8 protein-coding genes are annotated in these 13,597 nt (G+C 41.1%); 5 read left to right on the forward strand and 3 right to left on the reverse strand.

Annotated features, from left to right (window positions below; genetic code table 11):
* Window positions 1-8: 8 nt before the first annotated feature.
* Window positions 9-1,841 (reverse strand): M61 family metallopeptidase, encoded by a 1,833-nt coding sequence (locus IEW93_RS02825; protein WP_188736708.1) that lies wholly within the window; start codon window positions 1,839-1,841, stop codon window positions 9-11.
* 199 nt (window positions 1,842-2,040) lie between these two features.
* Here IEW93_RS02825 and IEW93_RS02830 point away from each other — a divergent pair, with 199 nt between their 5' ends.
* The 4 genes from IEW93_RS02830 to xni all read left to right on the forward strand — a co-directional run bounded on the left by IEW93_RS02830 (window position 2,041) and on the right by xni (window position 8,115).
* A complete protein-coding gene (locus IEW93_RS02830) occupies window positions 2,041-4,197 on the forward strand; it encodes a tetratricopeptide repeat protein (protein WP_188736710.1) in 2,157 nt (718 codons plus the stop codon).
* Between the two features lie 177 nt (window positions 4,198-4,374).
* Window positions 4,375-5,931 (forward strand): sensor domain-containing diguanylate cyclase, encoded by a 1,557-nt coding sequence (locus IEW93_RS02835; RefSeq protein ID WP_188736713.1) that lies wholly within the window; start codon window positions 4,375-4,377, stop codon window positions 5,929-5,931.
* A gap of 62 nt (window positions 5,932-5,993) precedes the next feature.
* On the forward strand, window positions 5,994-7,358 hold the full coding sequence (ppnN, locus tag IEW93_RS02840; RefSeq protein ID WP_188736715.1) for a nucleotide 5'-monophosphate nucleosidase PpnN: 1,365 nt from the start codon (window positions 5,994-5,996) through the stop codon (window positions 7,356-7,358).
* Window positions 7,351-8,115, forward strand: a complete 765-nt coding sequence (gene xni / locus IEW93_RS02845; protein WP_188736718.1) for a flap endonuclease Xni — start codon at window positions 7,351-7,353, stop codon at window positions 8,113-8,115. The genes ppnN and xni overlap by 8 nt, the downstream gene beginning before the upstream one ends.
* A gap of 138 nt (window positions 8,116-8,253) precedes the next feature.
* Here xni and IEW93_RS02850 read toward each other — a convergent pair whose 3' ends face one another.
* The gene (locus IEW93_RS02850) at window positions 8,254-11,046 is read right to left on the reverse strand and encodes a S9 family peptidase (protein WP_188736720.1); all 2,793 of its coding nucleotides are present in this window, start codon (window positions 11,044-11,046) and stop codon (window positions 8,254-8,256) included.
* Between the two features lie 355 nt (window positions 11,047-11,401).
* Between IEW93_RS02850 and IEW93_RS02855 the strand changes: the two genes are divergently transcribed.
* Window positions 11,402-12,412 carry an isocitrate dehydrogenase gene (locus IEW93_RS02855; protein WP_188736722.1) on the forward strand — a complete coding sequence of 337 codons (1,011 nt, stop codon included), beginning with the start codon at window positions 11,402-11,404 and terminating at the stop codon, window positions 12,410-12,412.
* Between the two features lie 88 nt (window positions 12,413-12,500).
* Here IEW93_RS02855 and rlmM read toward each other — a convergent pair whose 3' ends face one another.
* On the reverse strand, window positions 12,501-13,589 hold the full coding sequence (gene rlmM, locus IEW93_RS02860; RefSeq protein WP_188736724.1) for a 23S rRNA (cytidine(2498)-2'-O)-methyltransferase RlmM: 1,089 nt from the start codon (window positions 13,587-13,589) through the stop codon (window positions 12,501-12,503).
* Window positions 13,590-13,597 lie beyond the last annotated feature (8 nt).

Here is a 13,597-nt window from a genome sequence, read left to right on the forward strand (position 1 = left end):
TTTTAAAGTTAAACGTCTTCGTTAATTGTTAACCACTCGCCGTCGTCATCAAATGGCCAATCAATACCAAGCCATGATTTAAAAAAGGCTTTTTGTTTGCCAGTCACCTGCTCTAGTGGCTTAATGGCTAATGTTCCTTTGGGCTGCTCGCCTAACACCATAGTCACTTCTTTTAAGCGATCATTACTAAAAACGGTTACCGAAATCTTATCTCCTGGGGTAAAGTCATCAAAGCGTTTAGCAAAAGCATCAGCGGTTATTTTCAAACCATTGACAGCAACTAACTCATCACCAGCCGTTATCCCCGCGTTCCATGCTGGGCTGTTCTTAGCCACCGTCGCAAGCACTAAATCGGCATGCAAACCAGATAATCCCATACCCGTTTCAACCTGGATTTTGGGTTTGTCACCATAAGTTGTGACCAAACCGGCTTGAGCCAATAAGTTATCAAAGTCTACACGAACAGGTTGCTCCACAAACTCCTGCCACCAAGCTTGATAATCTTTCCCTGTGAGGGTCGTTAAAATCTGTTGTACGTCGGCGACATTATAACCCATTGGAATTTTAAAATTCTGATATAAAGCCTTATGCACATCCCGATAAGAATGACGTAAATCGCTGTCTTTGATCACGCTAAAATCTAATGCCATTGATGCAAGGTAGCCCTCAGAATAAATATTTACACTGTGGTTAATTGCATAATCCCCCCAGGTGCTGCTCCACTGGCCTAAACTTGCTTCAGCGACCGATTGCGTGTCTCGACCGGGATTATCTTGATTGAGCACAATACGTTGGCTTAAATCTTCAAAAAACTCTTTTGGAGTAATCACACCAGCTCGAAGTAACAACTGATTTTGAAAATAACTTGTCGAGCCTTCAGCAACCCACAGTAAATCACTCATGTTTTCAGACTGATAATCATAAGGAACTAACCCTTGTGGACGATAAGACTTTACATTCCATGTATGAATAAACTCATGCGAGGCCGTGCTAATAAAGCGTAAATAATCTTTTCGTTCCCTAAAATTAAACCTTGGTAACTGAATCACGGTAGAATTAAGGTGCTCGGTAGCACCTGTGGCGCCGCTTGTGGCATGCACCATATAGACATACCGTTCAAATGGATAATCATCCCAAATCATTGACGCCTGGCCACTAATTTTGCGCAAATCTATTAAAATTTGCTCCGTATCGTAATTACCCTCGCCCCAAAAAACGACCTCGTACTCACGTCCATCAGCGTCAAAACTAAAATGTTGATTAATGCCTGTCTCGATTGGCGAATCAAGCAATACATCATAGTTGGCTGCAATAAATGAATGAGGATGACGGCCTTTTTCCATACCAGAAAAACTCTTCCAGCCATTAGGCACTTTCATATCGACTGAAATAGGTTGTTGGCGAAATTCTGGGCTGTACATAAACACACCACTGGCATCTAAATAGGCATGGCTGTCATCAATATGGCGCAAACGATCAGCTAATTGATTAGCATGTAGCTGATATGTCACGTTAACAGCGGTTGGTTCAGTTAAACTGATTGTCCACTCGCCACTGGCTGTTCGCTCCCAGGGTAATGCCCGCCCTTTAGCGTCAGTGGCCTCAAACAACCTAACACCATCCGCAACGGGGAGTACTTGATATCGTCCTGTTCGCCACACAGGGAGGTTGACCTTAAATTGTGTAGCCTCTGTTTTAGGAAATGAAACGCTAACTTGCGCTAAATGATGAACAGGCTGATTGATATCAATATGGTAATCAACATCAGCCATCAACTGAGTCGAAAAACACATTGAAAAAAAGGCGCTTGAAATTAAAAAGGCAAGATTAGTAGGTTTCACTCTAGGTTCCTTCTGGTATGATTCGAGTTGTTTTTATTTTAAATTACGAACAATTATAACAAGCTACGCTTATTTACAAAGTGCCCATTAACGACTCATTACAAAAAGCATTAGAGAGTCGATAAACAAAATGGGATTTGTATACCGTTACCGCCCGAACAGCGTTAATTTAAGAAACACATTAAAAGGTTTAATTGCTATGCTGCGACTCGCTCAACTTATCATGATCATCTCATTATTTATCAGCGTTGCCGTTGCCGCAAAAGATCTTCAACAACAAGAAATTGAATTTAAAGAAGACCCAGGCAAACTGTTAGTTAAACTCTCAAAATCGACAGAGTTTCCACTGCATTTCACCAGTAAAGAAGAATTTATCCAAGTCGCCAACGACCTAGGTTTTGAACCGGTTGAATTACAACGAGACTTAGAAGTACTCGCACGAGTCAACCTTGAAACCAATTTATCGTCCACAACAAAATATGAAGATGCAAAATTGCTAATCGAGCAACTTGATTTAATTGCCAATACGGCTTTTGATCAAGCCATGGTGACTATGCTAAAAGCCAGGTTAAGAGGACGTGAAAATAAAGAGTATCAACCAATTGTTGCTCAATATATGGATGCATTAAACAGAATCAATACTGACATGAGCCCCCAGGCAACCTTGTTCAAATACATTCTCCACGAACACCTAGGTGGCCTTAATATGATGTTGCTGCAAAGTGCGCCAGCATTATCTCACTTCAATCGTTATCGAGAAATTGCTTACCAATTGCACAATGACTATTTTATTGCAGAAGCCGAAACCGCGCTGGGTAAATACTATAATCGCAATGGTGATAAAGCCAAATCATTACAGCATTTTAGTGAAGCATTTAGATTAGCAAACAGTATTCATTATCCTCAATTAAAATCACAAACACTGATAAACCTTGCCCGCACATATCGTGACTTAGAACAATGGGATGACGCGTTAAAATATGCCCATGAAGCGGCCGAAATCCAGCAGGAATTAGGATTAGACACCTACCTAGCAGAAACCTTAAACGTGATAGCTATGGTGTACGAAGGGCAAGAAAATTGGAACAAAGCCGTTGATTATTATTTAAATGCACAACAAGTTAACGAGCGTGTAGGCAACATTATTGCCGTTGGTATCAATTTTCATAATCTGGGGGGGATCTATTCAAAACTGAACAACATTCCTTCTGCGCTCAATGCATTACAAGGGGCAAACGAGATTTTTCGCTCATTAAAAACCCACCATTATCTGGTTCATAATGAATTACTCTTTACCAAAATTTATCTAGAGCAAGGTAAATGGGCGGAAACCATAGATCACGCCAACAAAACCTTAGAGCTTGCTAAAAAACTTAAACAAACAGACATAGAAATTGAAACTCTGGGTTATTTGTCTACCGCTTACCGAAAAACCAATGACCTCAACGCGGCAATTAATAGTGTTGATGCGATCATTGCACTAACAAAAGACAACGAAGATACCCCAAAAGAATCAGATAATTATTCTGAATTCACTCAACAAAAGCTCAAATTTGAATTAACACTTGTCAATAACAAACTCGAACAACAAGTTAGTAAAAACAAACATAATCAATTGGTGATGATTTTATTGGGGCTAATGCTCGCGTTTACGCTAGCCATTATCATATTCATTTGGCGTAAATTAGTCTTAAAGAAAAAATTACACCTTGAGTCAACGGCCTTAAATCGTATCGAGCCCATCAGCCAAACGCCAGGATACAGAGCGTTTATTGAAACATTAGAGTCAATGGATCCGACACAGCCTAAAACACTGGCATTGATTAACATCAATGAGCTTAACAATATTGATATACAGCTGGGCCTCACCGAAGCTCAAACCTTGATGCAACAGCTGACAACACAAATGAGCCAAAATTTAGATACAGAAGTCTTTATAATCCGCTCGGGTTTGTTTGCCTGTTATTTTAATCAACAGCATGACGCTGAATATATTTATGATGCAGTAGTAAAATGTCTTGAAAAATTAAAGACAATAAAAACAGCTATTCCACATTTTGCCAATTTACACGATGCCCACCAGGCTAGCATTGGCCACATCAACCTACCGCTATTGGCTAATCCAGATGTTAATATCAGTGCTCAGTTGCATTTTGAAACATTACAGTACGCATTAGCGGCGGCAATCGGCATTAACGAAAAACCCAATTATGTGTCATTAAGGCCACTTAATTTTGCACCCGCAGCTATTTTTATGCCGCCGTTATATTTAAACCTGACTCAAGCATTAAATAGAGGCATTATTCGTGCGGAGAGTAATCGTAATACCTTAGATATCAATTGGCCAAAATGCTAATTGATGAATAAACTAGCAGTTATGACTGAAATATTCGACTTTCATCGCAATTCGATTTGTTGAACAACATTAATGCGATAACATCACTATACTAAACAGGTTACGAGTTCATCCTTACCACTTGGTTATGGCACGAGATAGTGAATAGCTATCAAAATAATAGTAGGCAATGCAATAATGAAAGAGTCAGATACCGCAATTTCGCAAATAACCTTAATGAAGCAAAAGCTTCATGCGGCGAAGCTTGCTCTGGATGAAATAACCACAGATCGTAACGACAAATTAAAAACGCTGATCCAATTTATTAGCCACTTAAGCCTTGCTTGCAAAGGCCAAAATATCGAACTCGACAACAAATTAGCTAAGTTACGTCATCATATGCATAACTTTGAGCAAATTGATGACGCATTGCCAGAATTAATCGATATTGAACGTTTACTAAAAGCGCAATATAGCCACACCATGAGCCGCCTTGAAGACAGCCGATTAGGCCTAACAAGAGTAATTCGTCAAATACAGCGCATTAATTCAGCACCAGACAAACTCAAAAAAGAAATCACCTACTTTAAACAAGATCTGGGCAAACCTTTTCATACCGTTTGGGAATACATTCCTAAGGTTGAAAAACTTATCTTTTTTTATGAAGAAATTTTAAAACAAGAAATTTCAGGTGCCGATCATTACGATATCTTGCCTCAACACATACAATTGGCCAGAGAATTAGCGGCAAAAATTGCTGAAGTTGAGTTCAGAAAAGATCAACGAGATCAAATACTCGTCATCAAAGAAGTATTGTTAGGTGACATTAATGTTGATGGTTTACTTGAGGCCTACCAAACTATTTTGAGTTTACTGCTCGACAATATCGCCCGAGAAAAAACCGCCTCACAAGACTTTTTATTTGCGTTAAATGATGCACTCACTATTGTTAGAGATGTTGTGAACAACACCTACAATAACAGCCAACGCAGCGAACAATTAAAAGGCCAATTAAACAAAGAGATAAACCTGCGCGTCAATAATGCTGACGCCATAGTGGTCGATATCGATAATATTACAGAACTTAAAACTCAACTTACGGTGCAATTATCTTCGCTTCGAGATGCACTCTCTCGCAAAGAAGCACTTGAACAACGCGAGCAGGCAATCCTTCGTAAGTCCATTGACTCAATGCGCAAAGAGCTAAACGCAATGAGTAACGAAGCCAATACCTACAAAGAAAAACTATTTGAGCACCAAAAACTTAACTTGCTAGACCCATTAACTCAACTGTCTAACCGCACAGCGCTAGAAGATAGAATGGAGCAAGAATATCGCAATCATATGCGCTATAAAACACCATTATGGATTGCCATAACAGATATAGATCATTTTAAATCCATTAACGATAATTTTGGTCACAGCACCGGTGATAAAACATTACAAGTTATCGCAATGGCACTTAAAAACTCATTACGAGACAGCGAGTTTGTTGCAAGGTATGGTGGAGAAGAGTTTGTTTTACTCTTGCCCGACATTACCGATGAGCACATCTCACTCATGCTTAATCGTGTAAGAGAAAAAATCAAAAATATTCCGTTTAAGTTTAAAAATCAGAGAATTACAGTTACATTATCTATAGGTGCTGCTCAAGTAATGGAAAATGAGACGCTCGAAGAGGCATTCGAACGAGCCGACGCAGCATTATACCAAGCAAAAAACAACGGCAGAGACCGAGTCGTTATTGATATCTAATCCACTGCGTAAGCAATGCTTTTGGACTTGATATCACACACTCGAGTCCAAAGGAGTTGCTTATGATAGTAAAAATTAGCCCACGCGGTAGCCTAGATCAACTTTCTCAATTAGAAGTCGAACGCCTAAGACAAGGCGCAAAAAGTGACCTTTATCAGCTTTATCGAAACTGCTCGCTGGCCGTATTAGCCTCCGGCTTAATTAGCGATAGCTCCGAAGAATTATTTGCTCGTTATGAGTCTTTTAATATCAATATTCTTCAGCGTGAGCGTGGCATTCAAATCGAACTCATCAATCCACCAACTCAGGCCTTTGTCGATGGTGAAATCATTGTCGGTATTCAAGAGCACTTATTTGCGGTACTTAGAGACATTATTTACATCAGTAATAAATATGAAAACCTAAAGCACATCGATTTTACCAATGCTAATCACATTACCAATGTTGTGTTTGATATTTTACGCAATGCTCAGGCCATCTCACCAATGAAAGACCCCAATGTTGTCGTTTGTTGGGGCGGCCACAGTATTAATCCTGTCGAGTATCAATACACACGAGATGTTGGCTATCAGTTAGGGCTTAGAGGTGTTGATATTTGCACTGGTTGTGGCCCTGGAGCCATGGAGGGCCCCATGAAAGGCGCCACCATAGGCCATGCAAAACAACGAGTCTTAAATGCACGATACATTGGCTTAACAGAGCCTAGTATTATCGCCGCAGAGCCGCCCAATCAAATTGTCAATGAGCTGGTTATTTTACCCGATATAGAAAAACGTCTAGAAGCGTTTGTTCGCATAGGCCACGGTATTGTGATTTTCCCTGGTGGTGCAGGTACAGCAGAAGAGCTACTGTATTTATTAGGTATTTTGCTTCATAAAGACAACAGTCACACACCGTTCCCGTTGGTGTTAACCGGCCCAGCTGAAAGTGCCGAGTACTTTACTGAAATAGATGCCTTTATCGGTGCAACACTTGGTGAACAGGCCCAAAGTAAATATCAAATCGTCATTGCCAATCCTGAAAAAGTCGGCCAAATCATGAAACAAGGCATGAGTGAGGTAAAAAGTTACCGTAAAAACAAAGGTGACGCCTACCAGTACCAATGGTCACTCAAAATTGAACCAGAATTTCAATTACCCTTTGATCCAACCCATGAAATTATGGCAAATTTAAACTTATACTTTCAGGATAACAAAGCAGAACTTGCCGCTAATTTACGTAAGGCATTTTCGGGCATAGTTGCAGGTAATGTAAAAAGTGACACCATTAAACTTATCCAGCAACATGGACCTTTTAACATCCAAGGCGATGAGCAATTGATGCACATGATGGATAAAGTGTTAACGGCATTTGTTAAGCAACAACGGATGAAATTACCAGGTAGCGCATATGTGCCCTGCTACAACATAATAAAAAACAATGAATAAACTGCTGATAATTGATGGATTAAACCTAGTTCGCCGTATTCATGCGGCGCTGCCAGACGAAAACGACATAACAAGCGTGCAGCAACGCACGCTAGCTGCGTCACAAAAAATGTTACTTCAGCATCAACCAACCCACGTTATCGTAGTGTGGGATGGCAATCAGACCTCTTGGCGCAAAGTACTGTATCAAGACTATAAAAAAGGCCGTAAACCTATGCCCCCGGCATTAAGTGAGGGGCTGGCGCAAATTAAAGCCACATTAGCAACCAATGACATTCATTCTTTTGATGCGCAATCAGAAGCAGACGATGTGATCGCCACTATCGCCACAAAAGTGATTAACAATCAAGGTGAAGTCGTCATTGTGTCAACTGACAAAGGGTTTAGCCAATTACCAAGTAAAAACCTGACATTGTGGGATCACTTTAACCAACAAACATTCGATATTCACCAATATGAGAAAAAACTGGGTGTTGAGCAATACCAACTCCTCGATTTTATTGCACTAGCGGGCGACAGTGGCAACAAAATCCCAGGCATTGCCGGTATTGGGCCTAAATCAGCCGCTGACTTACTCAACAAGTTCAGAACATTAGCCAACTTATACCGTTCACTTGATAACCTCGGTGCTAAACAGGCGCAAAAGCTTGCACAAGGCAAAGAAATGGCGCGCATAAGCTATAAACTGGCACAACTACAAACCGACATTCCACTCAACGTAAACTTAAAACAATTTAGGGTAAAACACGCTGAGTAAAGCGCTTAACGGTTACAAAAAGGCCTCAGCATCAATGATACCGAGGCCTTTAATTTTTAAACTTAGCTAACCGCCATTAACCTGAATTAGTCTGAGTTAACCTAAACAATTCACCTTAAAACGCATTGTCGCTGCTGTTTATTCGGCTTTTTTATACTCCTGATAGGCCTCACCCTGTGTTAGCCATTGTGGTGCAGGCTCGCCTTTTAAATAATGGTCAAAGTATTGTTTCATTTTAATACTGTAGTCCAACTTATTAGGGTATTTTTTCAAGTGATGAGGCTCATCTTGATACTGTAAAAACACCACGTCTTTACCAGCACGGCGCATAGCCAAATACAGCTCAACACCTTGCTCCCAAGGCACCGCATCATCTTTATCACCAAACATAATCATCATAGGAGTTTGAATACGATCAGCATAAAAAATAGGTGAGTTTTCAACGTACTTTTGTGGCGCAGCAAATAAACTGGCCCCAATCCGGCTTTGGCCTGTTTCGTATTGAAACTGACGAGCCAAACCTGAACCATGACGAATACCGCTATAAGCACTGGTCATATTAGACACAGGCGCACCAGTTACCACGGCCTTAAATATATTGGTTTGTGTCACGGCATAAGCACTTTGATAACCACCCCAAGAGTGCCCCTGGATCCCAACTGCATTTGGATCCGCCACGCCCATCTCAATAATCTTTTGCACGCCCGCCGTTAATGCTTTTACTGACGAAATCCCCGGATAACCTATCTCAAAACGAATATCGGGTAAAAATATGGCGTAGCCATTATCAGCATACCAAGCAAAATTAGGGCGATGATTAAGCTTCATATCTGGAAATGCATGCAATCTGTCGCTCATAAAGCGATAAAAATACACCATGGTGGGGTACGTTTTACCAGCTTGGTAGTTAGCAGGTTTAATCAATACACCGTCCATTTTAACGCCATCACCATCACGCCAATGAACCAGCTCAGCATTACCCCAAGCAAAGTCATTACGCTGTGCATCAAGTTCAGTTAACTGAATAGCATTTGACACATTATCGATATCTGCGCTGTACAGATCTGGGTACAAGTCATAACGCTGCATAGAAAACAGCACAGTGTCAGCATCTTTTGCTCTGGCAAGTAACGTCAGCTTGCTGTCACCTTTAGTCAGCGCCGTCACGCCTTTTTTACCTACTGTCGCGCGATAAAAAATATCAGCTTTCGTGCGGTGACTATAACCTTGCAGCAGTATATCTTGGCCATCAGAAATCACCGCAGGTAAACGCTTTTCTTTTGCTAACCCAACAACTCTAAATTGAGTGGCGGTGTTACGCCCTTTGCCGTCAGTTAACATCAACCCTTTATGTGATCTTGTATCAAATTGCCACATATCGTATTTATCATAAACAGTGAGTCCGCTATCATCAGCTAACCAAGGCCCAAAACCATATCCAGGGGCCTCAATAGGATAATCATGGTCTTCATCAGCAAATGGAGTACTGATTTTTTGGGTTAAATTAACGTTACGCCCTGATTTGATATCGAATAAATACACCCCGCCATGCCTGTAATAGGCTAAATACTTAGCATTAGGTGATAAGGTTGGCATGGCATCACTTGGTTGCTGGGTGAGAATGTGTTGCTTATTTCCCGTTTTAAGATCAACAAGATATACATCACGGTAGAAACCAGCCCAAGTGATCATTTTTTGATACGGCACATCAGAACTCGCCACTAAATAATCGCTTTGTTCGCCATAAGCTACATCGGGTACGCGCTCATCAGCTAATTGGACTATTTTGTTGCTTTGCAAATGAAGCACTGCAAGATAGGTACGTTTTAATTCATCAGCGTACTCTTTCACTTCCTGTGGCTTAATTTTAGGATCGTCACCATGCCAAATTCGTAATTGTTTTTGAGCTGTAATAATCTCAGGATTTAACACATCAGCAGCATCATTGAATGCTGGCAGCTGAGCTTGCTGAGCCACACTTGCAACGCGGCCAACAAATAAACGTTGGTTATCTTTTGAAAACTGCAAACTTGAATATTGATTGTAACTCCAACCATTATCTTGGCCGAAGGTTTGCGACTGTTTAGTCGTGGTATCTAACAATAGCAGCGTGTGTTCGCGCCCATAACGCTCAACCGATGCATCACCTTTAGTCAATGCCACAAAACGTCCATCAGCACTGATAGCTAATGACTCAAGTTGCTCACTGTCACTATTAAATAGCGTCTCAATGTTGAGCGAATCGAGTTTAACTAAAGACAGTTGGTGCACTGCTGCCTGCGGCTGATTTTGCAGTACTGCTAAATAATTACCTGCTTTGTCAAAGGCAAATTGAGTCACATTGTTTAGCGTAATTTGCTCATTGGTGGACAGTTTGATTAACGATACATCGGTACCAACATCTTTTTCATCAACATCATTTTTTGTCTTTTCTTTAGTTGACGCTTTATCTGTTTGCGTTAACGGCGCCTTGGCATCCTCATCCTCGTTAATCGGTTTATATTTAATCAGTAAATATGCACCATTTTCGCTAAAACGAGTCGACTCAACATTATCAAACTCTTGTTGCGTGCCGCTCTGTGTGGCTAACAACACTACTTGATGAGGCAAGTCATCTTTTTTTTCAGTTTCGCGTTTAAATAAAGGCGCTTCAATGTCGGCAACAACAAAGCGGCCGTCCGCACTCACTTTAACATTGCTACCATGGTCAATTTGGTATTGTTTGCTGTTATCTGTAAAGTGCACCAATGCACGGCTATTACCGCGATCAGGCTTGGCTTGCACAGCCATGACTTTACCATTATCTGAAATTACAGGCTGTTGCAGCGTTTCAAACTGCATAATGTCATCAATAGTTAATGCCCTTTGCTCAACAGCAGATGCACTAAAAGACAGGCACAACGCCAGTGGTATTAGGTTAATTACTTTCACAGTTCCCTCTAATTATTATCATTATGGATGTTCTGTTGTTTCAAAGGCAGGCAAGCTGCACTGTTAGGCTGATGCTCATTCGGTCAATATTCATTCGACCAAAGTCGTCTATATAAAAAAACCTCAGAGAATAAGCTAGCTCAATCAAACTTATCGAAGGTTTATAGTAAAACAATCGGATTAGGATTGACTTAAAAATATCGAAAATAATGTGATAACTTTCACTATTTTCTGTAAATAAACATTAAAAGTCGTTAAAATGCGCCGCAGAAAAACGACGGGGTTTATCGTCGTCTGACCGTAGCAAAAATGCGGTTCAACTCTTGCACTAACCACAATCGTGGAAGGACTATTCATGTCAAAACGTACAATTACCGTAATCCCAGGAGATGGGATTGGACCTAGCATTATCGATTCAGCCTTAAAAATCCTCGACAAAGCAGGATGTGACTTTGAATACGAATTCGCTGATGCAGGATTAACAGCGCTAGAAAAACACGGTGAATTATTACCACAACGCACCTTAGACCTTATCGAAAAAAACCGTATTACCTTAAAAGGTCCATTAACTACACCCGTAGGTGAAGGCTTTACTTCGATTAACGTCAGCCTGCGTAAAAAATTCAGCCTTTATGCAAACGTTCGCCCGGTGAATTCATTTAAAGGCACTCAAGCGCGCTACGAAAATATCGACATTATTACCGTTCGTGAAAACACCGAAGGTATGTACTCAGGCTTAGGCCAAAAAGTGTCTGATGATGGCCAAACTGCAGAAGCAACTAGTATTATTACGCGTCTAGGTGCTGAACAAATTACCACGTTTGCTTACGAATTAGCGCGTAAAGAAAACCGTAAAAAAGTGACCATTGTTCATAAAGCCAACATCATGAAATCAACTTCAGGTTTATTTTTGAAAGTGGCACGTGAAGTGAGCCAACGTTACCCAGATATCACCACAGAAGAAATGATTGTTGATGCAACGTGCATGAAATTAGTCATGAACCCTGAAAACTTCGACGTAATCGTAACCACCAACTTATTTGGTGACATCTTATCAGACTTATGTGCAGGTCTAGTTGGCGGTTTAGGCATGGCGCCAGGTGCAAACATTGGTCGTGATGCCGCTATTTTTGAAGCCGTACACGGCAGTGCCCCAGACATTGCAGGTAAAAACCTTGCCAACCCAACATCCGTTATTTTAGCCTCAATTCAAATGCTTGAATATTTAGGCATGTCAGACAAAGCTGAAATGATCCGCAATGCGGTTTCAGCCGTGATAGAAGAAGGCGACCGCACCACTCGCGATTTAGGCGGCACGCATGGCACAACCGACTTCACCCAGGCGGTACTTGACCGTTTAGGTTAAACACGGTTTTTACAAGCTTTCGAGCTTAACAAAAAGCCCGCTGATGGTGACATCAGCGGGCTTTTTATATTAATCAATACTGGGATAATTAAGCGTAACTGACGCCTTTTTCTGGAAATAACCACAAATGTACAGTCACTTCATCACGGTCGTGATACAGGTGCTTACACTGCATTTTAAAGTCGATTTCGTTCTCAGTTAAAATGGTGGTCATGGTTTCTAAAATGGTGCTCACTTCTTTGTAGCGGCTCTTCATCGGTAATTTAAGGTTAAAGATGGCTTCTTTAAACCAACCATTAATCGCCCAAGCTTCCATTAGTTCGGCAACGCGCGCTGGTTTTTCTACCATGTCACACACTAACCAATAAATGTTTTTACGCGGTGGTTCAAAACGAAACCCATCGGCGCGATAATGTTTAACCTGCCCAGTTTCCATTAATTTAGGATCCATCGGGCCATTATCAATTGCAGCTACCATCATACCGCGGCGCACTAACTGATATGTCCAGCCACCTGGGCAAGCGCCTAAATCGACAGCGTTTAAGCCACTGCGGCAGCGTGTTTCTTGCTCTTCTTTAGTTAAGAATACCCCAAAAGCTTCATCAAGTTTTAAACTTGAACGACTCGGTGCATCTGCGGCCATTTTTAAACGTGGAATACCCATAAAGTGAGGTGAGCTATTGTTACTCAACGAATAACCCGCATAGGCTTTACCAGGTCCAATAAAACACACATGTATAATTGGACGGCGGTCGTTTTCAGCACCAAGCAAAGCGCCACTCTTTTTTAACCCTTGGCGCAGCGGTACCGTAAATTTACGGCAAAAAGCTGACAGTTCTTTTGACTCGTTGGTGTCAGGTGTTTCAACTCGTAATTCACCACACTTAGACAATTCAGATAATGCAGCAACAATTGGACTCACCCGATCTTGCTCTGGCAAATCCACCAATAACTCACTGGCAGCAAACATTTGCCGAGTAAAAATTAACGAACTTAATGCTAGCTCTTTGGCTAAGGTGTCGGCACCGTCTTCTTCAAAACATTGATAAATCACATAAGCATCGTTGGTATTGGTTTTAACAAAACCACCGACATTAAGCTCTGCTGCACGTTGTTGAATTTCTGCCGCACAGTCTTTTTCGTAGCCTGAACGACAAAATAAGAATAGGTTTTTCATTTGAAGCC

Origin of the sequence: Shewanella inventionis, from assembly GCF_014641855.1 — a bacterium.
GTDB lineage: Bacteria > Pseudomonadota > Gammaproteobacteria > Enterobacterales > Shewanellaceae > Shewanella > Shewanella inventionis.

Bases quoted from the DNA above. Each gene is read 5' to 3' on its own strand.
- IEW93_RS02830 (WP_188736710.1), top strand. From the start codon at position 2,041: ATGCTGCGACTCGCTCAACTTATCATGATCATCTCATTATTTATCAGC.
- IEW93_RS02835 (WP_188736713.1), top strand. From the start codon at position 4,375: ATGAAAGAGTCAGATACCGCAATTTCGCAAATAACCTTAATGAAGCAA.
- ppnN (WP_188736715.1), top strand. From the start codon at position 5,994: ATGATAGTAAAAATTAGCCCACGCGGTAGCCTAGATCAACTTTCTCAA.
- xni (WP_188736718.1), top strand. From the start codon at position 7,351: ATGAATAAACTGCTGATAATTGATGGATTAAACCTAGTTCGCCGTATT.
- IEW93_RS02855 (WP_188736722.1), top strand. From the start codon at position 11,402: ATGTCAAAACGTACAATTACCGTAATCCCAGGAGATGGGATTGGACCT.
- rlmM (WP_188736724.1), bottom strand. From the start codon at position 13,589: ATGAAAAACCTATTCTTATTTTGTCGTTCAGGCTACGAAAAAGACTGT.